23 protein-coding genes and 1 riboswitch are annotated in these 25,334 nt (G+C 38.7%); of the genes, 2 read left to right on the plus strand and 21 right to left on the minus strand.

All coding sequences use genetic code 11. The features are described 5' to 3' along the window. From CEF22_RS18720 to CEF22_RS10945, 7 genes are all read right to left on the minus strand, one after another. A partial coding sequence (locus tag CEF22_RS18720) for a DUF5682 family protein (RefSeq protein ID WP_232726106.1) occupies positions 1–1,553 on the minus strand: 1,553 nt, incomplete at its 3' end. Then, entirely contained in the window at positions 1,514–2,632 is a 1,119-nt protein-coding gene (locus CEF22_RS10920) for an ATP-binding protein (protein ID WP_198508061.1), read from the minus strand. The genes CEF22_RS18720 and CEF22_RS10920, both read right to left, overlap by 40 nt. Before the next feature lie 89 nt (positions 2,633–2,721). After that, entirely contained in the window at positions 2,722–6,192 is a 3,471-nt protein-coding gene (locus CEF22_RS10925; RefSeq protein ID WP_100402903.1) for a DUF4132 domain-containing protein, read from the minus strand. Positions 6,193–6,422: 230 nt separating this feature from the next. Beyond that, a complete protein-coding gene (gene ppdK / locus CEF22_RS10930; RefSeq protein ID WP_100402904.1) occupies positions 6,423–9,086 on the minus strand; it encodes a pyruvate, phosphate dikinase in 2,664 nt (887 codons plus the stop codon). 2 nt (positions 9,087–9,088) lie between these two features. Beyond that, a complete protein-coding gene (locus CEF22_RS10935) occupies positions 9,089–9,904 on the minus strand; it encodes a pyruvate, water dikinase regulatory protein (protein ID WP_094834282.1) in 816 nt (271 codons plus the stop codon). A 24-nt stretch (positions 9,905–9,928) separates the two neighbouring features. Then, entirely contained in the window at positions 9,929–10,564 is a 636-nt protein-coding gene (locus CEF22_RS10940; RefSeq protein ID WP_269799382.1) for a helix-turn-helix transcriptional regulator, read from the minus strand. A gap of 271 nt (positions 10,565–10,835) precedes the next feature. After that, a complete protein-coding gene (locus CEF22_RS10945; RefSeq protein ID WP_100402905.1) occupies positions 10,836–11,654 on the minus strand; it encodes a GDSL-type esterase/lipase family protein in 819 nt (272 codons plus the stop codon). Between the two features lie 230 nt (positions 11,655–11,884). Here CEF22_RS10945 and CEF22_RS10950 point away from each other — a divergent pair, with 230 nt between their 5' ends. Then, positions 11,885–12,184: a DUF6509 family protein gene (locus tag CEF22_RS10950; protein WP_100402906.1), complete on the plus strand. Its 300-nt coding sequence runs from the start codon at positions 11,885–11,887 to the stop codon at positions 12,182–12,184. A 99-nt stretch (positions 12,185–12,283) separates the two neighbouring features. Here the strand turns inward: CEF22_RS10950 and CEF22_RS18725 are convergent, their stop codons facing one another. The 14 genes from CEF22_RS18725 to cspD all read right to left on the minus strand — a co-directional run bounded on the left by CEF22_RS18725 (position 12,284) and on the right by cspD (position 24,765). After that, positions 12,284–12,421, minus strand: a complete 138-nt coding sequence (locus tag CEF22_RS18725; protein ID WP_170941847.1) for a hypothetical protein — start codon at positions 12,419–12,421, stop codon at positions 12,284–12,286. A gap of 241 nt (positions 12,422–12,662) precedes the next feature. Continuing rightward, positions 12,663–13,946 carry an acetyl-CoA hydrolase/transferase family protein gene (locus tag CEF22_RS10955; RefSeq protein ID WP_100402907.1) on the minus strand — a complete coding sequence of 428 codons (1,284 nt, stop codon included), beginning with the start codon at positions 13,944–13,946 and terminating at the stop codon, positions 12,663–12,665. Positions 13,947–13,973: 27 nt separating this feature from the next. Then, positions 13,974–14,144, minus strand: coding sequence for a hypothetical protein (locus tag CEF22_RS18525; protein ID WP_157843224.1), 171 nt, complete (start codon positions 14,142–14,144; stop codon positions 13,974–13,976). Then, positions 14,131–15,165 (minus strand): ribonucleotide-diphosphate reductase subunit beta, encoded by a 1,035-nt coding sequence (locus CEF22_RS10960; RefSeq protein WP_095478984.1) that lies wholly within the window; start codon positions 15,163–15,165, stop codon positions 14,131–14,133. The genes CEF22_RS18525 and CEF22_RS10960 overlap by 14 nt, the downstream gene beginning before the upstream one ends. Positions 15,166–15,182: 17 nt before the next feature. Continuing rightward, positions 15,183–17,408, minus strand: coding sequence for a ribonucleoside-diphosphate reductase subunit alpha (locus CEF22_RS10965; RefSeq protein WP_100402908.1), 2,226 nt, complete (start codon positions 17,406–17,408; stop codon positions 15,183–15,185). A gap of 207 nt (positions 17,409–17,615) precedes the next feature. Next, positions 17,616–17,793, minus strand: a riboswitch (cobalamin riboswitch). Between the two features lie 86 nt (positions 17,794–17,879). Further along, positions 17,880–18,287 (minus strand): sporulation protein, encoded by a 408-nt coding sequence (locus tag CEF22_RS10970; protein WP_100402909.1) that lies wholly within the window; start codon positions 18,285–18,287, stop codon positions 17,880–17,882. Between the two features lie 187 nt (positions 18,288–18,474). Further along, positions 18,475–19,104 (minus strand): metal-dependent hydrolase, encoded by a 630-nt coding sequence (locus CEF22_RS10975; RefSeq protein ID WP_100402910.1) that lies wholly within the window; start codon positions 19,102–19,104, stop codon positions 18,475–18,477. An 88-nt stretch (positions 19,105–19,192) separates the two neighbouring features. Further along, positions 19,193–20,116 (minus strand): DMT family transporter, encoded by a 924-nt coding sequence (locus CEF22_RS10980; RefSeq protein WP_100402911.1) that lies wholly within the window; start codon positions 20,114–20,116, stop codon positions 19,193–19,195. 147 nt (positions 20,117–20,263) lie between these two features. Beyond that, on the minus strand, positions 20,264–20,569 hold the full coding sequence (locus tag CEF22_RS10985; RefSeq protein WP_100402912.1) for a hypothetical protein: 306 nt from the start codon (positions 20,567–20,569) through the stop codon (positions 20,264–20,266). A 114-nt stretch (positions 20,570–20,683) separates the two neighbouring features. Next, entirely contained in the window at positions 20,684–21,811 is a 1,128-nt protein-coding gene (locus CEF22_RS10990; protein ID WP_100402913.1) for a pyridoxal-phosphate-dependent aminotransferase family protein, read from the minus strand. Between the two features lie 167 nt (positions 21,812–21,978). Beyond that, positions 21,979–23,592: a carbon starvation CstA family protein gene (locus CEF22_RS10995; RefSeq protein WP_100402914.1), complete on the minus strand. Its 1,614-nt coding sequence runs from the start codon at positions 23,590–23,592 to the stop codon at positions 21,979–21,981. Continuing rightward, the gene (locus CEF22_RS11000; protein ID WP_100402915.1) at positions 23,589–24,119 is read right to left on the minus strand and encodes a DUF8052 family protein; all 531 of its coding nucleotides are present in this window, start codon (positions 24,117–24,119) and stop codon (positions 23,589–23,591) included. Before CEF22_RS11000 ends, CEF22_RS10995 begins: the two co-directional genes overlap by 4 nt. A gap of 13 nt (positions 24,120–24,132) precedes the next feature. Next, the gene (locus CEF22_RS11005; protein ID WP_100402916.1) at positions 24,133–24,408 is read right to left on the minus strand and encodes a CC/Se motif family (seleno)protein; all 276 of its coding nucleotides are present in this window, start codon (positions 24,406–24,408) and stop codon (positions 24,133–24,135) included. A gap of 156 nt (positions 24,409–24,564) precedes the next feature. Further along, positions 24,565–24,765, minus strand: a complete 201-nt coding sequence (cspD, locus tag CEF22_RS11010; RefSeq protein ID WP_094834266.1) for a cold-shock protein CspD — start codon at positions 24,763–24,765, stop codon at positions 24,565–24,567. 379 nt (positions 24,766–25,144) lie between these two features. On the opposite strand from cspD, the gene yhfH reads away from it, so the two are divergent. Next, positions 25,145–25,276 carry a protein YhfH gene (gene yhfH / locus CEF22_RS11015; RefSeq protein WP_094834265.1) on the plus strand — a complete coding sequence of 44 codons (132 nt, stop codon included), beginning with the start codon at positions 25,145–25,147 and terminating at the stop codon, positions 25,274–25,276. Positions 25,277–25,334 lie beyond the last annotated feature (58 nt).

Raw genomic sequence — 25,334 nt, forward strand, 5'->3', positions numbered from 1 at the left:
ATTTTTTCCATAATCATTTCAGATACTGCTTCGCTAATCGTTCCACCATAGACAGAATGCTGAATTAACTCTGTTTCCACATTCGGATTCCAGCGATATTCCCACGTTTCCCTCACTAAATTTGTATCGATACGTTTCACATAATTCGGACCCTTTTTCTTGATGCAGAAATCCGTATTTAAATAATCCATAGCGTGAAAGAAGCGACTAATTTCACGATGAGATTTTGTTTTTAGCAGATCTAACACTTTCTCTTGCTTTTGCACCGTTTGAATAGGCAGCTTATATTTTTTACATATCGAGTGAAAATCATTAACAATCGGAGGCATATGAAGCGTTTTTTTAACGAGCCCTACTTGATCGCCTACTAGTAGCTGATCTAACGTTTGTAACAAGCGGGAATGCTCATTTTTCGTAAAAGCACTTTTCACCCCGTCTACTAGCTCATAAAGGCTACATTCTATCTTGTCTCGTAATCCAGCTAAACCAATCGCCATGCGCATCGCTTCGATGGAATCGGCGGTTGAAACACCGTCTTCTTTTTCTCTTAATCTCTTACCAAACTTCGCTATATGATATTGAACTGACGCCTCAAGTGGTTGCTTCGTTCTTTTCAATATGTTTTTCCAAACAGTTTGATAATAGGACGGATAAGGCATACCACTTGCATATCCATTAAGCTGATGACATTCCTTATATGTATAAGCCATTAAGTATGTCCCTGTATCTTTTTCCTTCACTTTTGGCAATGAGAGCTTAGGTAGTGACTCAGACTGCAATTCAATAAGACCTGAAGTATGAAATCCTCCCGTTACAACGAGAATTCTTTCATATTGGTTCAGCGCTTGTTGAATTTCCTGCGCCATAAATTGCTCACGAGCTAAACAGCCTTCCGCTTGCAGCATGTCTTCCGTGTAGTCGTGTCGTGATAAATAACAATATGCAAGCATATTTTTCACAAATACTTCTGTTGACTGATAAAGCCCATCGACTTCATATAATTTTTCCCAAAGCTCGTTAAAACTACGGCAGTTCTCTTTTTGACATAGGGATTGAATGAATCGACTGCGATCTAATAAATAGTCATCGTTGTAATTTTTCTTACGATCCTTTTCATGAATACCTTTTCCGCGTTCGCTATTCAGTAAAATTTGTTCATACGGTAAATCAATAAATTTCGCTTCGATACCAAGCTTGTGCGCTTGTCGCAACGCTACTAACTCTGGTGAATAATCTAAAAACGGATAGTAGCATGTATATTTCCCTTTCTCTTCATCCAATAATGCCGCTTGATCTGCATAGGAATAATAAACCGCGAAAGGAGCTTGATTGTTTTCATGAACGAGATAAGGAAGCAATTTATTCGCATTCGTCGGTCCTTCAATTAAGATCACTTCAGGTTGATACGTTTCGATCACTTTTTGCAGGTGGTAGGAACAAGCTGGGCTATGGTGGCGCACAGGGAAATAGATCGTTTGCCCATTATAATTTAAGGCTTGCTCATATAGAGCATTTATTTGATCCATTTCTTGGCTTGGTAATACTCGTTCCATAATCCGCCCTCTTTCATACTGCGATCTTTCACAATCGTAGAGAAATAGTTTTTCAGTTTCTTCCGGTCTTCATCATGATCCTTGATCACTGTACCTAGCATGTTTTGCACGACTCGGTCCATCGTTAAATGACCATCATCATAGTAATACGCACTCATCACACTTTGGAAATAGACCGATACCGCTTCTGCTGTACTCATTACTGCTTCCATTTGGTCCATACGCTTGCCTTCAGCGGTTTGCCCTTCACGCAATTCATGAAAAGTAGTCGCTAATAAGTTCGCCGAATCTCGATCCAACTCGACATCTATATTCGTTTGCGCAATTAATTTTTCTACTTCCTTCTCAATAATTTGAACCTCTAATGCTAATTCTTTAATAGGAGAAACAATTTCAAAGTTAAAACGGCGTTTTAAAGCACTACTCATTTCATTTACACCTTTATCGCGAATGTTGGCAGTAGCGATAATATTAAAGCCTGGTGTAGCAAATAATACGCCTTCTTCTCCTAATTCAGGAATGGTTAACACTTTATCACTCATCATACTAATGAGACTATCTTGTACTTCAGATGGACAGCGAGTAATTTCTTCTACTCTCGTAATTCTGCCTTTCTCCATCCCAGTGTAAAGTGGTGAAGGGACAAGTGCCTCTTCGGACGGCCCTTTTGCTAACAAAAGCGCGTAGTTCCAAGAGTATTTAATCATATCCTCTGTCGTCCCTGCTGTACCTTGTACAGTGTTCGTACTCGTTCCAGAAATCGCTGTGGCTAACAACTCACTGAGCATCGTCTTTGCTGTCCCCGGCTCACCCGCAAGTAACAGCCCTCGATTTCCCGCTAACGTAATAATGCAACGCTCAATTAAAGCATCATCCCCAAAAAATTTCTTCTGAATCGTTACTTCTTCACCGTTATAACGTAAAGGCTTGTCACTCCCTAAAATAAACGTACGCACAGATTTAGGTGACAGCTCCCAATTCTTAGGCTTCGCACCTTGATCATTCTCCTTCAAAGCTAACAATTCTCTTTCATATTGACGCTCCGGAGGTAATTTCAACATATTTTGATTCGTCATCATTTTCAATCCTCTCTACTTCTGAGTAAAAAAGATGAGTCAAACGATATCGTTTATTCGACTCATCTTATTAATTGTTTAAAATATCAAGCTTACCAGCTAGCTTCTTGCCACTTTTCAATCAGCTTATCGTACTTTTCTGTTGCTTTGGAAACATCCAATAAGAGCTCGCTAAATATCCTTTCTGGCACCTTATTTGGCATGATTCGATTTTTGTCCGTTACTTCATCATAAATGTAGCTTCCTCGTTCCACCGTTCCAGCTTTATAAAAAATAACCTCTTTCACAACAACGTCATCCATTCCGCCGCCTACATACATACCTGTCATATGCAGTTCCGCACCGTACTCTCCAATCTCTTTATAAAACTCATAGAAGCCACCAGCATCCTGAACGGAACCTTTGCTCCATCCCGCTTTATCTATTCGACCAAGCAAAGCTAAATCGCTCATTTGTCTACCTGCAAAGCGAGTAATCTCTTTTTGGTTTTTCTCTTCTTCTGTAATGATAAAAATTGGGCGATCGAGCTGAGCGATTGGCTGGGTGATCTCATAATCTTCAAGCTGTTCTTTCCATTGTTCAATTTCGTCTGCTTCTAAATCAAGTGGATGAACAAGTCCGATGCTTGCTCCTTCTGGAAGTTCATATTCGTCTTCATCAATCGTATTAAATGTGCCGTCATCCATATAGCGAAAGCTTTGGAGAAGCTCACCTTCCTCATACACACCCCAAACTAGACCAATAGCAAATGACTGCATAATAACATTGTCGACAAATAGCTTTTCCCATTTCTCTGCTTCCCACATGCGATTTTGTGATAACGCAGCTTCTAGTCTCGTTTTTTGGTTCGTTACTACCGTTTTCAGTTGCTTCTTCAGCAACTTGAACTGCTCTCTTGCATCGGTTGCTTTTTGTTCATCATCACTCTTAGCAACTTGAGGTAAATTTTTCACACTCTTTCCATCTTCCTTAAAGATTTGTAACGTTTGTTCTGGTGTCACTTCAACCGTAAAGGAGCGCGCTCCATAATCAAACACTCGCTTTCCTTCTTGATCAAATCCTAAAGTCGGAATGAGACGGTCCGCTAATTCTTCTGGTGTGATACCAAACTCTTTTGCGGCCGCTTCTAATGCTTCAGATGCTGCTCGCTTTACTTGCTTATGTTTAATCTTTTGAGCGATGCCATCGGTAATCAGTAACGCTTCGTCACTTCCTTGCAGGGCTAATGCCTTCACAGCTAAGCTAGCAATAGCTCCTCTAGAAGATTTCACCCAATCAGCAATCAACGATGAAAGTTCATGAATAACTCGACTGTCACCAAATTGAGCGGCTAACGATAACACCCATTTGCGCTTTGCTTGTGCTCCATCGGCAACCCAGCGCAATAATACTTCATATGCGATATCATGCAAGCTTTTCTCTTCAATCCATTCAGCCAGCTTTCTTACAGAAGCATTCAGCGTGACTTCATCCGTCTCAGCAAACATCGTTAAAAGTAAATAAACTACATCGTCTGTTAAATCCTCTGTAGGGTCTTTCACCATTAAAGCGGGAAGAGTCTCCGGAGTCACCCACTCTACTTTCGCTTTTTTCCGTTTATTTAAATGCTTTTCACAATATTTAGCTAATGAAGTGATGTCTTGTTCCTCTTCTAATTCTTCTACGTGGATGACTTTCGAAATCAGTTCCTTCACCTTATGTGAACGCTCTTTCTCAAATATTTCTTCGAATGCATGTATCACTTCCTGATCGGCATGGTTAGACAGTAGAGTAACTGCTTGCTCACGCACGACAGCTTTTTTGTGTTGCAACAATGGGAATACTAATTGTTTGATGTTCGGACGTTCATTTAATACATCAATGACTAATTGACGAATTCGTTTCGATGAATCGCCCATTAACTGAATGAGCAACATATCAAACTGATCCGTCTCCCATTGTATTTCTTTCGCTTCAGTTAAAATGAATTCTCTGCCATCAACGTCACAAACTGAAATGCCTTCGATGACTTTCTCAATATGCTCCTCAATATACATACGAACAGTTTGCTTGTATCTACCATCATAATTACCGATATTCGCGATCGCAGGTACCATCGTTGTCGCCTCTACTTGCAGCTTGTCTAATATATTGATAATCTCCTGTAATGTACCGTTTGTTCGTTCTTCATAATATCGAGTGAAATGTCTAAAAATATAAGGAGCGCTACTACTAAGTGCCGTTACACAATAAACATACTTCTCAAACAACGATGATTTTCCCTTTAAAAGCAAAATACTACGAATCAGATGGCTCGATAACCCCAACCATTCAAGCTTCGGAGCGATTGGCTTTTCTACTCTCCCTTCAATATAATGAACAAGTGAAAGCATTTGTTCCTCACTCACGCCGTCGCCTTTTAATTCCGCGATCATTAAAGCTTTCACTTCATCTTCTAAAACAGGCAAATATGTCTCTAGTTCTCCACACTCACAAAGCAAGGAAGCTAACACACCTTTGCCTTGATGATAAGGTAATTGTAATGCTTGAACAACAATATCCGGATTTTGTCGAAACAAACGAAGTCGTTTCGAAAATAATTCATAATCCGAATGTAACGTTTGCTCAGCCAACCAAGCGACATAATATTCTTTCGGTATGTGAAGATCGTTCACTAAACGCTCAAGTTCTCGGAAAAACTCTACTGATGGGACCGAACGATATTCGAATGTTCTTTCAAAATAATCAAATAAACGATTAAAGCTTGGAATGCTATCAAGTTCCAGTAAGAACTTCAACACGCGTGAACTTAACGTGCAATCATCTTTCATATAGTAGTTCAAACTAATTAAGAAATGGAATGTAAAACTCTCCACGCATTTTTTATGTATAGATAAAGAAGTAAGCTCTTCCTCTTGTAACCAATCCGTCACCTGTTGTAATTGTTGTTCTGTAAACTGCATTTCATCTTTAAGAAAAATGGACAAATTATAAGTGATACAAGACATAAGCCATTCTTCTAATCCATCTATTTGAATGCCTTTTTTCCATAAAACGGCTCCGATAAAGATTTTCGGTGCATGTTCAGCTTTTTCAAAGGCTCTCTCCATCGCCTCACAATCTAGATCACATAAATTCTCTAAGTGGTTTACATACTTTTCATCGCCAAATTCCCTTGGTTCCATCCTCTTATTCGAATAATTTAATATGTAATATTCAAACGGGATATTAGCCTGCTTGAAATATTCAAATGTTTCTTTATAATCTTGTCTTAGCCAAATCCTAAACCGCCAAATATTTAATACTTTTTCTCCCCCAATTAAAAGACAAATCTTGAGAAAGCGATGATAGACTTTCTCCTGTTTATAATCATCTAGTGCATAAAGTGCTTGCTGAAACGGAGTATTATACCCCTCTAGCTTATACTCCTGCTCTTTTTCTATCTCGTTTAATACTTTTTCAACTTCTGCATCATTTTCATCGCCAAGTAAATAGTCTTCCAATAAGTCGATGACGGGCTGCTGTAATTTAAAGACTTTTAAAGCTTCTACTAATTGGTCAATTAGTCTTTCCGTTGTTTGCATGTTATCACTACCTTTATCTAATCTTTATCTATCGAAATAGGAAAACGAAAGTAAAAGTTAACAAACCTTTCTAACATTCATTCACCCCTACGACAAACAAGAATATATGTTCTTGTTTTATTTTAATAGTAATAAAATGAGAGTTCAAGTAATAACTAGGATGATCTTATAAAAATAGGAAAACTGTCCCATAGTCAAATTAGACTTACGGGACAGCCCTCTAGTTAAAATTATGCTTTTGTCTTCACTTCTTCTTGATTATGACGAATCGTTGCTTGAGCCGCTGCTAAGCGCGCAAGTGGCACTCGGTATGGGGAACAGCTGACGTAATCTAATCCTGTTTTATGGAAGAAATCAACGGAGCTCTTTTCACCGCCGTGCTCTCCACACACACCTGTTTTCAGCTTAGACTTTTTCGCACGTCCTAAATTCACACCTGTTTCGACCAATTTTCCAACACCGTTTTGATCAAGCACAGCAAATGGGTTTTCTGGAAGCACTTTGTTTTCGATATAAGCTTGCAGAAACTTTCCTTCTGCATCGTCACGACTATAGCCGAATGTTGTTTGCGTTAAATCATTCGTACCGAAGGAGAAGAAGTCTGCTTCCTCAGCAATTTCATCAGCTGTTAAAGCGGCACGTGGAATTTCAATCATTGTACCGATCGTGTACGCAATCGTTTGGCTTGTCTCCTCTTGAACCACATTAGCTGCATCGATAACGACTTGGCGCATTTCTTTAAGTTCATTCACATGTCCAACAAGTGGTATCATCACTTCTGGCTGAGCTGGAATACCTTTTTCAGCTAATTGAGCGACCGCATAGAAAATCGCTTTCGCTTGCATCTCATAAATTTCAGGGTACATCATTCCTAAACGACAGCCACGAAGACCGAGCATCGGGTTGTGTTCATCTAATTGGCGTACTTTTTTCAGTAACTGCTCCTTTTCTTTTAATTCTTCAGATTTAGGGTCGACCATTTGCAGCTTAGTTACTTCTACTAGAAGTTCTTCTTTATTAGGTAAGAACTCATGAAGTGGTGGGTCTAGTAAACGAACGGTGACCGGATGACCTTGCATTGCTTCAAAAATGCCCTCAAAATCACTTTGCTGCATCGGTAACAGCTGTTCAAGCGCTGATTGTCTCTCTTTTGAGTTTTCCGCTAAAATCATTTCTTGCACGATTGGGATACGTTTACTATCCATAAACATATGCTCTGTACGGCATAGACCAATTCCTTCCGCTCCGAATTCAAAAGCTTTCTTCGCATCTTCTGGTGTATCGGCATTAGCGCGAACGTTCATTTGACGTACTTCATCTGCCCAAGTAAGCAATTGCTGGAACTCATCGGATAGCTCTGGATCAATCATCGGTACTTCTCCAAGCATGATTTCACCCGTCGCGCCATCAATCGTGATAATCTCTCCATAATGGACAACTTTGTCACCTACAACAAATTGCTTTGCTTTTAAATCGATTTTTAACGTTTCGCAGCCACAAATACACGCTTTCCCCATACCTCTTGCGACAACAGCAGCATGACTCGTCATTCCGCCGCGGCTTGTAACAATCGCTTGTGACGTAACAATGCCATGAATATCATCTGGCGTCGTTTCAGGACGAACAAGGATCACTTTTTCCCCTTGACTAGCTAATTGTTCTGCCTCATCTGCATCGAAAACGACTTGACCTGTCGCTGCACCTGGAGATGCTGGTAACCCTTTAGCTAATACTTCTTTCTTGACTGAATCGTCAATTCGGCGATGAAGTAGCTGATTTAATTGATCAGGATCTACTCGAAGAAGGGCCGTGTTTTTATCAATGATTCCTTCTTGTTCCATTTCTACTGCTATGCGAATGGCCGCTTGTGCTGTACGCTTTCCGTTACGTGTTTGTAAAATAAATAGTTTTCCACGCTCTACCGTAAACTCGATATCTTGCATTTCTTGATAATGTTGCTCTAATTGATGGCATGTCTCTGTAAATTGCTTATACACATCTGGCATTTCTTGCTCTAGAGTAGCGATCGGCTGTGGTGTACGAATTCCCGCGACAACGTCTTCTCCTTGAGCATTGATTAAATATTCCCCATAAAGAATGGCTTCACCCGTGGATGGATTTCTTGTGAAAGCAACTCCTGTACCAGAGTCATTTCCCATGTTTCCAAATACCATGCTTTGAATATTCACTGCAGTTCCAAGATGGTCTGGAATTTTGTTCAGACGACGGTAAATAATCGCACGCTGATTGTTCCAAGAATTAAACACCGCATTGACCGCTAAGAAGAGCTGTTCCTTTGGATCTTGCGGGAAGGCTTTTTTCGTATGTTTTTTCACAATTTCTTTATATCCAGCAATGACTTCTTTCCAATCTTCCGCTGTTAATTCTGGATCAGCTGAGTACCCTTTTTGTTCACGTGTTTCTTCCAATAGTTGTTCGAAATAGTAGGTATCAATTTCAAGAACAACATTGCTGAACATTTGAATGAAACGACGGTAAGAGTCATAAGCAAAGCGTGGGTTATTCGTTAATTTTGCCACACCGACAACTGTTTCATCATTCATTCCAAGGTTTAAAACTGTATCCATCATGCCTGGCATCGAGAACACAGAACCAGAGCGGACAGAAACAAGCAATGGATTATCAGCATCTCCAAGCTTTTTTCCCATTTTCTCTTCTAAATGACTGAGAGCTTCTAACGTTTGTTCTTCTACAATAGAAGGAATAGCTTTACCAGATTCATAGTAAGCATTACAAGCCTCTGTTGTGATCGTAAAGCCAAATGGAACAGGCAAGCCGATACTCGTCATTTCCGCTAAATTAGCTCCTTTTCCTCCTAGCAATTCCTTCATATTTCCTTTGCCTTCATTAAATAAGTATACAAATTTCTCCATAATTAAAAGCTCCTCTCTTTTTTCAACACTTCTAAAATTAATCCGGCTGTCTCTTCGACTGCTTTGTTTGATACGTTGATGATCGGACAACCGACACGCTTCATAATTTTTTCAGCATAATCTAGTTCGCCAAGAATCCTCTCAAAGCTTGCGTAATTCGCTTTTGCCCCTAACCCTAACGCCTTGAGCCGCTCCTTGCGTATTTCATTTAATTGATCTGGAGAAATAATTAAGCCAATACAGTTTTTTCTTGGAATTTCGAATAATTCATCCGGTGGAGATACTTCAGGAACTAACGGGACGTTGGCTACTTTAAACCGTTTATGTGCTAAATACATCGATAGTGGGGTTTTGGATGTACGCGACACACCAATTAACACAATATCGGCTTGTAAAATTCCTCTTGGGTCCCGGCCATCATCATATTTAACAGCGAATTCAATTGCTTCGATTCTCCGAAAATACTCTTCGTCCAACTGTCTCATCACTCCTGGACTATGATGGGGTTCTTTATTGAACTGTGTTTGAAAAGCATTCATTAATGGATGAAGTAAATCGATGGCAATAATCCCTTCTTCTTTTGCTCTTCGGTCTAAATACTCTTTTAAAGCAGGAATCACAATCGTATAAGCAATGATTGAAACTTCTTTACGAGCTAACATAATGACATCTTCAATATCTTCAATGTCATCTACATATGAACTTCTACGGATATCTACTTTACTGCCGTTAAACTGTGTTGCTACTGCTTTTACAACAAACTCCGCCGTTTCTCCAACTGAGTCAGAAACGACATAGACCACTTCTTTTCTTTCCAATACTTCAGCAACTCCCCTTATATCTTATTGTCCTTCTATCATTTCTAAATAAGCTCTTGTAATAGTCGTTTTCGTGATTCGGCCTAGTAGAGAATACTTATTTTTCTTTCCTGCTACTTCTTTCACAACAGGCAAAGAATCAATATGTAGACTGATCATTTTTTTAGCAGCCTCTAACAAGGTATCTTCAGGGCGAATAGTCGTAATATTAGGCATCCTCGTCATAATCACACTAACCGGCAATTCTTGAAGATCTTTATTTCCGAGACAAGCTCTTAGTAAATCCTTTCGTGAAATCACCCCGTCCAAATAACCCTCTGAATCTACTGCATAAAGCGTGCCAACATCCTCTAAAAATAACTGAACTATGGCATCATATACAGAAGATGACTTCTCAACAACAATTGGGTTTGCTTTGAAATCATTCACCTTTTGTTGAATAAATGGCTCTGCCTGGCGCATCATTTTATATTCTTCATTATAAAAATAGCCCACTCGCGGCCTTGCATCTAAATTGCCCGAACTCGTTAAAACCGCAAGATCGGACCTTAACGCTGCTCTTGAAACAGAAAGCTTCTTCGCAATTTCACTCCCTGTGATCGGTCCGCTACTCTTTACAATTTGAAGAATCGCATCTTGACGATTGGATAGTTTAATCATTATCACCCTCTTCCCGATAAAAAGTGTGTTATATTGTATAACACATTCCGCAAAGTGTTATACTTATTTTTATATAATGTAACACATTTATCAAAAATAATAAAAAGAAAATTTGACGATATACAAAAAAATATCAACTAAAAATTCGTACTATTATTCAAAATAAACAGAAAAGCCATATAGAAAGGCATTTTGATACCTTTCTACATGGCTTCTTTAAATTGCTCGCAGTAATTAGTTAAATTATTTTATTTTAATATTAAGGTTAACGTTAAGCCGACTTCCCAAACGGCTTCTTTCTTAATTGTTCGAGCATTTGTTTCGAAAGTGCCGCATACCCTAACGAGTTCGGATGAACGCCGTCTGCTGATAAGTATTGCTGATGGTTACTATTAATCACTTTCGTTGTTTGCATCACTAGTGAGTAATCTAAGCTACTAGCTAATTCATAAATCTTCACGTTCCATTTTGGAAGCAATTGATCGGCAATGTCATAAAGCTCATGCTCTTGTTCAAGAGGGTTATACATTTCTAAAAACACGATAGTAGCATCCTTGTTCGTTTCTCTAATTTTGCTAGAGATCTCGGTCAAATTATTAATAAAAGTTGATTGCATCGAGTCAAACGATTGAAATACTTTATGGTAATCCATTCCTTCCATCGTTTGCAGGATATCATTCCCACCTACATTAATGGTAATTAAATCCGCATCTTTTATTTGTTGGTCAAATGTTCCTTTTTGTACTACGGCGTTTAGTTGCGAACTACTCACACCGGGGATTCCTTCATTTTGCGTAATAACATGTTTATTAGTTTGCTGCTCTAACTGCTTTGAAAAGTGATCAACGAAATTTTCTTCTCCTTCCGCGCCAATTCCGGTAATAATTGAATCACCGATCGCTAAATGATTCAAATAAGTTTGATCAAGCATACGGAAGTGGTCAATATAGGTGAGCTCTTGTTGTGAAGCTACCGTAACTGACTGTTCTTGTATTTGACTAATTTTATATTTTGGATAATAAATCCATATAGAAAGTCCAAAGACGGCAATAACTAAAAGGGCTAACAGCGACAAGAAAAATTGCTTCATGCGAACCTCCTTTATATAACGCTAACTCAATTATATTAAAAACAAATCATTTCTCAAATATAACGAAACGACCAGTCAAAGTATTATTAGACTATTTTGTACGGTTTTCCAAAGAAACATACGAAAAATAATTTTTTCTTTCTACTTTTTTCATTCATTTGAATAGATGTCTATCCATCTTCAGTTATGTTAGAATAAGAAAGATATTTCTTAAAAGGATGGTTGTAGGAATGAATATAACTAAACATACAGTAGAATGGCTGAAAGATCCGTTTGGGCTATTATCAGGTGATCGGTACGAATTTCGTTTGTACGCGGAAGTAGAGGAAGAGGATGAATTATATTCTGAGTCCGGCTTTTATGTTCGCGTTCTATATATGGTAGATGGTGAACAGCAAAAAATCATTCACTACCACCTCTATGACCGAGCAACAGACGAAGTGCTCGATTTTGAATTAGAAGAGGATGAAGTGGAAATGATCTCTGTTTATTGCCGCGATCATTACCATGAAGCCGATCAAGAGTCATAAACATACGAAAACCCCGCCTATGAACAGTTTTTCTGTTACAAAGCGGGGTTAATCTTTATGATGATCTGCTTGAACCTCCGTGATCAACACACCCTTTCGTTAATTGGCTTTTTTAATATATTCTTGTAATTGCTCTTCCGTTAAATGCTTAATAAAGTGGTGAAAGTTGATCGACTCCATTCCATAATTCTCACAAGTCTCCATATAATATTGATAAGCGATACGATACATTTCCATTGTTTGTTCCCCCTTCTGTTATATAACAAAATTTATTTGTTAAACATAATATATAACAGTTTATTCTCTATGTCAATTGCATAACACAAAAAAATAAAATTTTCTGAAATATAAACATATAAAAAAGGACTAGTCTTCACGAACAACCTTCTCCATTAAATATAGTATTCTCATTGATCATGAATACTAAACATAATAATAGAAATTACGCTGTCACTTAGACTAGTCCTTATTTAATCATTTAAATGAGATAACCCATTTCTTTTGCTTGTATCGTTAATTCTTCTCTAAAATCTGGATGAGCAATGTCAATTAGCGCAGCTGTCCGCTCACGAATCGTCTTGCCACGCAATTTCGCTACTCCAAATTCAGTGACGATATAATCGACATCATTTTTAGAAGTGGTTACTGGTGTACCAGGTGCCAAAGTTGGAACAATTTTCGATATTTTGCCGTCTTTAGTTGTTGAATGTAAGCAAATGATTCCTTTTCCGCCTTTAGATCTTCTTGCACCAATACCAAATTCTGCTTGTCCCCCTGTAGAAGACCAATACAGTGAACCAGCTTTTTCGGAATTACATTGTCCTAAAAAATCTACTTCAATCGTAGCGTTAATGGCGATCATCTGATCAATTTCAGAAATGCGGCTAATATCATTTGTTTGATTGACAGGTAGCATATAGACTTCCTCGTTTTCATGCAAGAAATCATAGAGCTTTTGTGTGCCAAAAGCAAAAGTAGCAGTCGTTTTCCCAGGATAATCGCTTCTTCCGATATTCGACACAGCTCCGCTTTTCACTAAATCTACAAGCTTATCAGGAATCATTTCTGTAAATATATTCAAATCACGATGATTCGTTAATGAATCCATCACGGCATTAGGAATCGCTCCGAAGCCAATTTGCAAGCTATCTCCATCGCTAATTAAGTCGGCAATATAGCTTCCGATTTTCTCATCTTTTTCAGTTATTTCAGGTGTCGGGCCTTCAAGAAGCGGCTGATGGTTTTCGATAAGCGCCGTCACTTCTGAAATATGAATTTGATTCATTCCATACGTTCTAGGCATATACTCGTTTACTTCAAGTAAAATTTTCTTCGCTTGTTTCGCTAGCGGTGCAGTATAATCACAATTCGTCCCTAATGAAAAATAGCCATTCTCATCCATTGGTGAGACCGTTGCCATAATGACACGCTCATTCGTCATTTCTTCTAATAATACTGGTACATCTGAAAAATGATTAGGCAATAAATCGACAGCCCCTTCATGAAACGCCTTGCGATCCCCCCCTGATAAAAACATAGAGATGACCTTTAATTCATCTGGATGCTTCCTGATCGCAGGTCTAGCTGTCAATAATTGAAACAGCCGATTTCTTTGCAAGTCTGTTCGGCCTTCCAAAGCTGCTAGCAAGCTAGGAGGCTCACCAGGTAAAAGAGGAACGATAATATCTTCCCCTGCTTCAATACAAGCCACAGCTTGCTCGGCACTTGTTAATAATTCACTGTACTTTTTTGTCTGATCCACGAAATGACAACCCCTTTGTTCGACTGTTTAATTACTTATGTAGAACCACTCTTTCTTATCGAGAGAAAATTTCCCCTCTTCTTTTATCATATACTCAGTTAGCGCCTTGTCAAGACTTCCATAAAGAACCACTCCCGCTAGCAATTGGTTCATCCACTTCTTTTTTTCTTCCGTTTCTTCTACATTATAATTCATCAAAGCCGTTCGCCTCACTCGTTTTCGTATACGCACGCGATTTCTGCTCGAAGAAATCCGTTTTTCCAAGGTCAACTTCTTGATAAGCAACGATCCAGCGCATTGGATTCGTACGATAGCCTTCAAACGGGGCTGCGAACCCAAGCTGCTCCGCACGCTTATTCGCCATAAATTTAATATAGCTTTCTAGTTCATTCATTTGAATACCGTCAATTTTATGGCCAATAATATGTCTGCCCCACTCAATTTCAAGCTCCGCGGCTTTTTTGATCGTCTCTTGTCCATATTGCTTTAACTCATCTGTATTGTATTCAGGATATTCGACCAATATTTCTTTGTAAATTTTAACGAACAAATCGACATGAAGCTGCTCATCACGATTAATGTAGTTGATCATCGTGCTTGTTGCAATCATTTTTTGGTTCCTTGCCAAGTTGTAAAAGAAAGCGAAGCCTGAATAGAAGAAAAGACCTTCTAAGATGACGTCATAAATGATCGAACGTAAAAAATGATCAACAGTCGGTTCCTCAGCAAATGCTTCATACCCATTAGTGACGAATTCATTTCGCTCTTGAAGAATCGGCTCACTTCTCCAATATTCAAAGACTTGATCTTGAATACTTTTATCAGCAACACTCGATAATACATAACTATAAGAATGATTATGAATGACTTCCTGTTGAGCAAGCATAATCATTAAAGCGTGAAGGCTTGAATCGGTTAAATAATCAGCCGCTCGGCCGGCATAATCTGTTTGCACACTATCCAGTAAAGCTAGTAAACCAATAATCTTCAAAAAAGCTTCTCTTTCAGCTGGCTCTAATTGTTCAAATTGCTGACGATCCTTCGTCATATTGATTTCAAACGGCGTCCAAAAGTTAGCAAGCATCCGCTTATACTTTGGATACGCCCAGCTGAATCGAACATCATCCCAGTTTAATATATTCGAACTTTGTCCATTAATAATCCCCGTTGAACGGTTCGGTGCTTCAACGTCAATTAGTTTTCTTTTTTCTAATTTCAATTTATACTTCCTCCTCTTTATGAATGACAACTATCGCATTCTTCAATATTTGAAGCCGTTGATCGAACATAATAAGTTGTTTTTAACCCTGAATCCCACGCATCAAGGTGAAGGTTTAATAAGGCTTTCGCTTTAATGTCGTTACGAACATAAAGATTAAATGATACTCCTTGGTCGATATGACGAGAGCGTCTAGCATTTTGTTTAATGCTCCAATGCTGATCAATATAATAAACGGATTTATAGTACCACGCGGTGTCCGCTGTTAAATCAGGTGCTGTAACTGGTATTTTATAATCCTTCTTTTCCTCCATATATTCTTTACGGAAAATCGGATCAATTCCTGCTGTTGAACCAGCAATTAACGCCGTTGAAGAGTTGGGAGCAACCGCTAGCAAATAACCATTGCGAAGTCCGGATTCCTTCACCTGCTCTTTTAAGCTTTGCCATTGTTCAGTCGTATAGTCTTTTTCGTCAAAGTAACTGCCATTCTCCCAATCTGAACCATAATACGCTGGATAAACTCCTTTTTCCTTCGCTAAATCAGCACTTGCTTGAATCGTTAAGAACGCAATTTTTTCATATAATTCATCGCAATAAGTAACCGCCTCATCTGATTCCCATTTCAATCCCTTTAGCGCCAGTAAATGATGCCAGCCGAATGTTCCTAAACCAATCCCTCGATATTTTCGATTCGTTAGCTCTGCTTGCGGAACGGAAATATCATTAATATCAATTACGTTATCAAGCATTCTCACTTGAATCGGAATCAATCTCTCTAATACATCATCTCCTACCGCTCTAGCTAATGAAATAGAAGATAGATTACATACAACGTAGTCTCCTGGGTCCTTCGTTACAATAATCTTGCCGTCCTCTGTTGTTTCTTCCGTTACAACGGTTGGACTCATGTTTTGGCAAATTTCCGTACATAAATTACTAGCATAAATCATACCAGCATGCTTATTCGGATTCGCTCTGTTGACCGTATCGCGATAAAACATATAAGGTGTACCTGTTTCAAGCTGTGAAATCATAATCGCTTTCATAATTTCGATCGCCGGCACAACCTTTTTACTTAGCGCAGGGTGAGCACAACAGTCTTCATAGCGTTGTCTAAATGTTCCAGATCCTTTCTTCTCATCGAAAGCATCTTCAAGCGAATAACCCATCACTCTTCTCACTTCATGTGGGTCGAATAAATACCAGTCTTCACGGGCTTCGACTGCTTCCATAAATAAATCTGGAATACATACGCCTGTAAATAAATCGTGCGTGCGGCGGCGCTCATCCCCATTGTTCAGTCTTGTTTCCAAAAAGGAGAAAATATCTTTATGCCATACATCTAAATAAACAGCAATTGCGCCTTGTCGTTGACCGAGTTGGTCAACGGAAACAGCCGTATTATTCAATTGCTTCATCCATGGAATCACACCAGAGCTGACATGTTTAAAGCCTTTAATGTCACTACCTTGACAACGGATTTTGCCGAGGTAAATACCAAGGCCCCCACCGTTTTTACTTAATGTCGCCGCATCTGTATTCGCATCGAAAATGCTGCGTAGACTATCATCGACTGTATCGATAAAACAGCTAGACAGCTGACCGTACGATTTCCCAGCATTCGCTAACGTTGGAGTAGCGGTCGTCATATATAAATTAGATAAAGCCCAGTAAGCTTCTTTCACGAGCTGCAAACGATGCTGTTTCGGTTCATTAACCATTAACGTCATCGCAATGATCATCCAACGCTCTTGTGGAAGCTCAGCTGTTTGTTTCTCATGCGTTCTCGCTAAGTATCGATCACTTAATGTCACAATGCCAATGTATGTAAATAAACGGTCTTTACTTGGATCGATCACTTCACCTAATTGTTGAAGTTCTTCTTCTGAATACTCCGTTAACAATTTAGGATGATAAATACCCTCATCAATCAATAATTGAATGAGCCCTTGAAAGCTTCCGTATCCATTTGTATGATCGCCTCTAACCACTGCTGCTTCTTTATATAAATTTTGCAAATAAAGCTTCGCTGCCGCAAATGTCCAATCTGGCTCCTCACTGGAAATTCTCTCAACAGCTGCTTGTAAAAGTAAACGTTGTAATTGTTCCTCTGACCAATGCTCTTTCTCTGAAGCGGCCCCTTCTATCTTTTCTCTCACGCTCGATAAGTCAAGATTCGGATATTCTACTCCGATCTCGTCTATCATTTTCTCGACCCCTTTTAGCATTGTTTGTTTCATTTTATTTGCTCCTTAAAAAATATATTTTTGTCTAAAAAAGTTTTTTGCTCAAAAAACAAACAAAAAAACCATCTTTCCATGAGAAAGATGGGAGCAGAGCGAAGAAATATTACCTATTAATCAAACGGACATAGAGAATCCTCTAGCTCGCTAATTAATAAGCCATTGATATTTTCCCCGCGCTTTTCTTCCCAACTCCCGAAAAAGAGTAAACGCTATAAAAAGGCAGGTCTCCTGACTTGTGCTTCATCCTCCCAAAGGTCCTTCCCGTCTTAAGACAGTGGCATTACCTTGGTCGTCAGCACTTACAGTTGCGGGTACAGTTCCGGACTTTCACCGGATTCCCTATTATGCTACATATAACACCTTTTTACTGGTTTCACACTAAATATAGATTTTTTTGATAATAAAACACTAAATATTGTGCCTGACTCATTATAACAATGGGTGATCATTTTCGCAAGTGATGATTTATCCTTTTATAATAATCTCGTCTTGGTCCGTTGCGTCTACCGCTTGCGGAATAATCACCGTCGTTCTTAAAAACGTTTGTTTGTTATCTTCCGTCATAGGGTGAGTTTTTTTCAAGGTTATCTCGAATGGAAAATCATATATTTCTCCAGGCGGAATTTCTCTATCTATGTCAATTGTTAAGTGATCCATTTCCTTCTCATGACTTGAGAAATCACTATCATCACGAACCTCTTCAAATTGGTACACAAGCTGCAACATGATTGATTGAATAGGAACTGTTACCTTTCCGCCCGTAATGACTACTTTCCCTTCTACCACTTCTCCAATTTTAAACTGCCCTTTTTCAAGAACAGTATCAACCTTTACACTGCCAATTCCTATACTGGATAAAAATTCCTTCCACATTTTCTCCCATCCCTTTCACACATGAGTAATGATTTTTCCATCTTATCATACCTTTCCCGTATTACCTTTTGCACTATATTTAACAACGATGCATGGAATTCATTATGTTTTTTTGACATGTCAGGGGTGTAATCTTTTTAAATATTTTATTTTGAATTTTGCACATAGTGATATTTGTAATAATCGCTCAAAATTCTTTATTAAATATTGGTTGGAACCATTTAACTCCTTTTTTGTTAAAGGACCACATTTTCATATCTGCGACTAGATGGCTCACATAAGCGAATACTGCTGCCATGAAGCTTCCTTCTAATGTGACCGATTGCTCAAAATGCCAGGCGATATAACCGAAGCAAATAACACCTATGATCGAATGAGTTAATGATCGGTGAGCTAAAAAGGAAGAAATCATGATGAAGCCACTTAAAAGCATAACCCAATAAATATTAGCATTCCAACCGACATAAGCTAATATCGCTCCCGTAAGAAATAACATCGTTCGCTGCTTAATAAACAATCTCGGAAGCAATAATAAACCGATCCCAATTAAAAAGCCAGCTGACTTCATCAATCCGACTAACTGAATATAACTATAACCGATTAACAGCACGCCACATAAAGCAAAAAACAAAATAAGCCACTTTTTCGAAATGGTAATTCGATTAGCTAACTTACCGTTTACATCAAGGTCTGGTGCAAGACCCGCAACCGCTCCAATACTAATAAGCGATGCTGTTGAGAGCGGATCTGCTTGCAAATACATCGCCGTTATTAAACCTGTAGCCCCTCCAATGGCTAAATGAGCTGATCCCTTCATGAAAGATCCTTCCCTTCTTTCTTATCTCGACTCATTATAACAAACAAACGTTCTCTTTCCTATCAAAAAAAAGCTATCTCTCAATTTTTCAAGAGACAGCGTTCTTTCTACTAACAAAATGAGCTTTTTTCGGTACTTTCGTTGATAAATACACACCGAGAACAACAAATAATCCACCAATCATTTGATACGAGGTCATAGTTTCTCCAAGAAACATAATCGCAAATAAAGAGGCAAACACAGGAATGAAATTTAAGAAAACACCTGCTTTATTGGCACCGATCGTAGCAACTGCTGTATTCCATGAAGTGAAAGCAACAATCGAAGCAAAAATGCCAATATAAGCGATTGCACTTATTGATGTGATGTTCCAGTTCACCGTTTCTTTATAGATCAATAATTCTACCAGTGAAAAAGGGAATAAAACAATGAGACCAAGACCGATCGCTACAAAAAACGTACTATACCCAGGTAACTTGTTCGCATATTGCTTCACTAAAACGGAATAAACACCCCAAAAGAGAACCGCCGCGACAACAAGCAAATCACCTTGATTAAATGAGAACGACATCAAATTCTTCCAATCACCCTTCGATAAAATAAAGAGGACACCAAAAAGGGAAACGAGCGTCCCTATCAATTGATTACGATGAAGCCGTTCTTTAAAAAAGACAAAAGACAACATAAAAATGATAATGGGAGTAGATGAATTTACTAACGACGCGTTAATCGACGTCGTATAATGGAGCGATATGTATACTAAAGTGTTAAAACCTGCGATGCCTGTTACAGCCATTACGATCACGATTTTCCAATACCGCTTTATAATGAGCCAATCCGTCTGCAAATTCTTCCTTACAAAAGGATAAAAAATGAGAAAGGCTGTGCACCAACGCAATAAAGAGAGCGTATATGGCGGCACATTGTTCGCTACTGCTCGGCCAATGACAAAGTTACCTCCCCAGAAAAGAGTAGCCAATATGAGGAGAAGATATGGAGAAGGCCGTTTCATTTGATCACCACTTCCAAAAAGAATGAATGTTCAGTATTTAATAAATAAAAAAATAGAACGATAAGTAAAAAGCCAGGCTTTGTCTCCGTAATTTTTCTCTCTTAAGAAAAGAAGAACCGCGGAGAAGCCTGGCATCTTTAAAAGTAATTACGCCTTTTCAATTACTTGAAGAAGCCAATCTTGCACTGTTTCAATATACTCAGCAGAAATGTCCATTTCAGCTAGTATAACACCTTTTCCAATAATCTTTAAACCAGGTACAAGCGCTGGTTTTTTAGGATTCATAGAATATACGACGGTATCAACATGATGTAATGGAATTCGAACATTTGTCACTAATCCCTTGCTTATTAAATATCCGTTCTCAATCTTAATCACATTCTTTTTCCATAAACATTCTGTATCTGTCACGGTACATTCTAATGCTTTCTCTTCATCCGTAAAAATTGCCATTTGAATACCCCTTTATTCGGTAAGTGTTTTGACAATCCTACGGTATCAGCTTTCAATCCATTTGTAAATAAGACTATTTGTAAAAAAATATAATCTTTTGTCTATCAATAAATATTACAATTTTTGTTCCTTTAACACATCCGCTAAAGCCGCTAGCATGTATGTAACATTTTCTTGGCGAGCATTGTAACCCATCAAGCCAATTCGCCATATCTTCCCTTTTAATTCCCCTAAGCCTCCGCCAATTTCTAAGCTGTATTTTTCCAACAGGCGCTTACGGACAGCCAAATCATCTACACCTTCTGGAATATTGACCGAAGTTAATTGGGATAATCGATGCTCTTTGTCTACAAGAAGACTTAATCCCATCGCTTCAAGCCCCTCATGAAGGGAATCACCATATCGCTTATGACGAGCGAATACATTTTCTAACCCTTCATTCACGATTAATCTTAACGCTTCACGTAAAGAGTAGATCATCGTAATTGGAGCTGTATGATGATAGAAACGCTCGCTATCCTCACTCCAATAGGCTTGAATCATTGATAAGTCTAAATACCAGCTTTGTACCTTTTGTGTCCGTTTCGCCATAGCATCAACCGCACGAGCACTAAACGTAACAGGCGCTAATCCCGGAGGTGCACTTAAACATTTTTGTGTTCCGCTATAAGCAGCATCCACACCAACACGATCAATGTCTGTCGGGCACCCTCCAAGACTGGTCACCATATCACATACAAGTAATGCTTCATGTTCATGAACGATCTGACTAATCTCTTCTAAAGGCTGTCTCACACCAGTGGAAGTTTCCGCATGAACGACAGCGACTACTTTAATATTTTTATGCTGGTGCAACGCTTCTTTTATTTGCTCGGGGTCAATGATTTGTCCCCATGGCGCCTTGACTTGAATGACTTCTGCCCCACAACGCTCGGCTACATCGACCATTCTCTCTCCAAAAAGTCCATTCACCCCAACAACCACTTTGTCACCAGGCTCTATTAAGTTAACAAACACCGTTTCCATCCCGGCGCTTCCTGTTCCAGACATCGCCATCGTTGCTTTATTATTTGTTTGATAGACTTGGCGCAACAAGTCCATCGTTTCATCCATAATCGTTAAAAATGCCGGATCTAAATGCCCTAGTAACGGTGTAACCATCGACTTTAATACGTGCGGATGAACATCGCTTGGACCGGGCCCCATTAAAATCCGTTTCGGTGGTAAAAGTTCATTAATCATCGGTATTCCTCCTTTTCCACTTATTATAGTATGTTATTTATTAAAATACAAAAAGAATCTAAATGTAGAAAAATACACTATAATGATATTATGTAAATTAAATGGATATAGAGCCCCTTTTTTATTTCGATAGGGGCTCCTAATTCTACCATACATGTACTTTTTATTTAAATTTTCACTGAAGTATCATCGCTCACCGCCGTTAAGGAACGCCAAGCTTCAATCACAAGGACGATACAAAGAACGAATAAAGCAAATGAAGCGGAGGCTAAAAGGTAGTTTCCACTTGTGAAATTCTTCTGCATTAACACGATCAGAGCGGCCAAAGTGACAACAAACATAAAAATCATCGGTACAATAATGAACCAAGCCTTTACACCCGTTTTAATTAGCCACACACTCACCGCAAGCAAGGCAATCGCTCCAAGCATTTGATTGGCCGAACCAAACAAAGGCCATACCGCACTCCAAGTACCTGATAAAGCAAGAGCACCTGCTCCGACGACAACCACAATGGTTGCGACATGATTATTAGTAAACATAACAGAGCGACTTTCCGCAAACTCCTGCACGGCATATTTTCCAAGGCGGGTCGCGGAATCCAACGTCGTCATTAAAAAGGCGGAAGCAGTTAAAGCTGTAAATGTAGTGGCTGTCACCTCAGGAATCCCCCAATGGGACATAAAGAAACCGACGCCAGCTGAGAACGTGCCAATAGGACCTCCAAGCTCAGCCATTCTAGCAGTAAACTCTACTTGTGATAAATACGCCACTGCTCCAATCGCAATAATGGCTAAAAACCCTTCCAAAAGCATGCTTCCATACGTGATAAATCGTCCATTCTTTTCATTATCTAACTGTTTTGCTGTTGTCCCTGATGACACGAGAGAGTGGAATCCTGAAACAGCTCCACACGCAATGGTAATAAAGAGAATAGGGAATAAAAACCCTAATGTTTCATTATAAAAGCCTGTGTAGCCAGCCATTTTAATTTCTGGGTTGGCTAAAATAATCCCTAGCGCAGCCCCGCCAATCATGCCATATAATAAGAATGAATTAAGATAATCTCGAGGCTGCAAGAGCATCCAAACCGGCATAACAGAAGCTACATATGCATACAAAAGTAAAATAGCAACCCAAGCTCCACCACTTAACTCGAGTGGATAATTGATTCCCGCCCAAATACTAAAGAACATTGCCGCAACACCTAAAATACTAGCAAGTACGAAATTCATTCGTAATTGATTAACTAGAAATCCGAAAATCATGGCGATTCCAATAAATAAAACAGAGGCAGTAGCTGCTTGTGGTACGGCGACAAATGTATCTTTCACAAGAATAATAAATACACCGACAATTAAGATCAATGTCGCAATCGAAAAGGCTAAAAATAAGGTTTGTCCTCTTTTCCCCATATATTCTTTAATAATCGAGCCAATGGATTCCGCTCGATGGCGCAAAGAAGCCTGTAACGAAGCATAGTCATGAACCCCACCGATGAAAATACTACCAATAATGATCCAAATAACAGCTGGAATCCATCCAAAAACAACGGCCGTGATCGGACCGACAATCGGACCTCCTCCGGCAATCGTCGCAAAATGATGCCCTAACAACACCGGTTTTCTGGCGGCCACATAATCAACCCCATCAGCCATCGTAATTGCTGGCGTTGGACGATTTGGATCTACCCCAAATTTCTTGTCGAGAAATTTTCCGTACGTAAAATAGGCAATGATAAAAATGATACCTGCAATCGTTAATAATGTTAATAAACTCATTCTTCTACCTCCTTCAAATAATGATATAAAGGCTCAATAAATAATTTCCCTTTCTTATGCATATAAATTTCTTTTTGACTAAGGTCGAGAATCGCTATATACATTTCCACCCACCCTTGAATACCAAACTTAAAAAATTTCAATTTTCTGATTTTTAATACCATATGAATGACTTCTGATGTAACAGGTTGATTCGTAATAATAATACCTGTAAACACGGTAGACATATGTTCTCCATGTGGCTTCACATACTCATTTGCACAATCGATCATATCGTTCATCATTCGATCAATATACGCTTCGTTTACTTCTAAATTAGGAGCTGTCGCAAAAACGATTTGTTGATTGTCCACTCCCCACACTTTGATTTTCTTCGTAAACATATAACGCTCATCTCTTCGATTATAAACAGCTGAAAAAGCGATATCCGTGCTACCAACCTTTCCTCCTCGTTCTACATCAAAAAAAGGAACATATATATTAGCTAATTCATGCACAACCTTCTGGACATCCTTTGTTCCCTTCATGACTGACACCTCACTAAAACCTTTTTACCCCTTGCACTTGAACTCTTGAGAAGATCGATAAAGAAATCATTACTCGATCCTCTTTAAACTTCAAACCATTTTCGATAAAAAACGTAAGCCCGTCTTCTGTATAGCATTGAAATCTACTTAAATCATCGGGTTCACCTAAGCGAACAGCTAACTCCATGACACTCACACAACATTTGCCCGCTTCTAAAAAACTGATCGTTAACACAGACCCATGGCTCGTTAACCACTTTTTTGCTTTTTCATTAATAGCAAACTCCAAATCCTCCTCCCCCCATTTTAAATATCCCCATAATAATTACATTATATAGGATAAAAACCAGTAAATATATATAATTTTCCAAATAATTAGTTTTATTAAAAATATACACAAAAAAAGAGACTACCTTTTTGGATAGCCTCTTTTTATATACATTTATTATTGTTTTTCTACGTTAGCAGCTTGTGGTCCACGTGGTCCTTCAACAACTTCGAAAGATACGCTTTGGCCTTCTTCTAAAGATTTGTAGCCTTCGCCTTGAATAGCTGAGAAGTGTACGAATACATCGTCTTGTCCTTCAACTTCGATGAATCCGAAACCTTTTTCTGCATTAAACCATTTTACTTTACCTTGTAACATGTAATTTCCTCCTCGCGCAAACACGCTCATTCATTTCTTGCTGTTTATTGCTATTTCAAGACGAAAACAATTTGAAACAATGCTCTCTTTTGAAACGAACTTAAACAACTGATTTAATAATAACATCTCATATAGAATAAAGCAAGGAGAATTGTTCTATATCGTTGATTTTCTGACAATCCAAGCTTAGAATGGCACAAGATATCCATCGATGATTCGACCACCTTCAAACTGCTTTTTAGATCTATAACAAAACAGTACTATCGAACTAATTTTCAGAAAATTTAAATTTATCGTTTACAAAATGACCATCCGTGCGTATACTGTATTATAACAGAAAGCAAATATAAAATACTGTATTATAAAAGGAGAGAGTAAAATGATGAATCCAGTAGAGTTTTTTAGAACAATGCCTCAAAAAATGTGTCCAGAGTGCGGTGAGCATATGCATGAGCAAGCGGAATCTTACTTGATGGAGTGCGATCGTTGTCTATCTAAAAGAGATGAGTAATATTGCTATTACACAAAACAAGGGTTGACTCCTAAGTGTTCATGACACTTAAAAGAGT

Source organism: Bacillus sp. FJAT-42315, from assembly GCF_002797375.1.
GTDB lineage: Bacteria > Bacillota > Bacilli > Bacillales > Domibacillaceae > Bacillus_CE.

Coding starts and splice junctions, on each gene's coding strand:
- ppdK (WP_100402904.1), bottom strand. CDS start 9,086: ATGGAGAAATTTGTATACTTATTTAATGAAGGCAAAGGAAATATGAAG.
- CEF22_RS10980 (WP_100402911.1), bottom strand. CDS start 20,116: ATGAAACGGCCTTCTCCATATCTTCTCCTCATATTGGCTACTCTTTTC.
- CEF22_RS10925 (WP_100402903.1), bottom strand. CDS start 6,192: ATGCAAACAACGGAAAGACTAATTGACCAATTAGTAGAAGCTTTAAAA.
- CEF22_RS10990 (WP_100402913.1), bottom strand. CDS start 21,811: ATGATTAATGAACTTTTACCACCGAAACGGATTTTAATGGGGCCCGGT.
- CEF22_RS18725 (WP_170941847.1), bottom strand. CDS start 12,421: ATGGAAATGTATCGTATCGCTTATCAATATTATATGGAGACTTGTGAG.
- CEF22_RS10965 (WP_100402908.1), bottom strand. CDS start 17,408: ATGAAACAAACAATGCTAAAAGGGGTCGAGAAAATGATAGACGAGATC.
- CEF22_RS10920 (WP_198508061.1), bottom strand. CDS start 2,632: ATGATGACGAATCAAAATATGTTGAAATTACCTCCGGAGCGTCAATAT.
- CEF22_RS10940 (WP_269799382.1), bottom strand. CDS start 10,564: ATGATTAAACTATCCAATCGTCAAGATGCGATTCTTCAAATTGTAAAG.
- CEF22_RS11000 (WP_100402915.1), bottom strand. CDS start 24,119: ATGAAGGGAACAAAGGATGTCCAGAAGGTTGTGCATGAATTAGCTAAT.
- CEF22_RS10995 (WP_100402914.1), bottom strand. CDS start 23,592: ATGAGTTTATTAACATTATTAACGATTGCAGGTATCATTTTTATCATT.
- yhfH (WP_094834265.1), top strand. CDS start 25,145: ATGATGAATCCAGTAGAGTTTTTTAGAACAATGCCTCAAAAAATGTGT.
- CEF22_RS10950 (WP_100402906.1), top strand. CDS start 11,885: ATGAATATAACTAAACATACAGTAGAATGGCTGAAAGATCCGTTTGGG.
- CEF22_RS10970 (WP_100402909.1), bottom strand. CDS start 18,287: ATGTGGAAGGAATTTTTATCCAGTATAGGAATTGGCAGTGTAAAGGTT.
- CEF22_RS10975 (WP_100402910.1), bottom strand. CDS start 19,104: ATGAAGGGATCAGCTCATTTAGCCATTGGAGGGGCTACAGGTTTAATA.
- CEF22_RS10945 (WP_100402905.1), bottom strand. CDS start 11,654: ATGAAGCAATTTTTCTTGTCGCTGTTAGCCCTTTTAGTTATTGCCGTC.
- cspD (WP_094834266.1), bottom strand. CDS start 24,765: ATGTTACAAGGTAAAGTAAAATGGTTTAATGCAGAAAAAGGTTTCGGA.
- CEF22_RS10985 (WP_100402912.1), bottom strand. CDS start 20,569: ATGGCAATTTTTACGGATGAAGAGAAAGCATTAGAATGTACCGTGACA.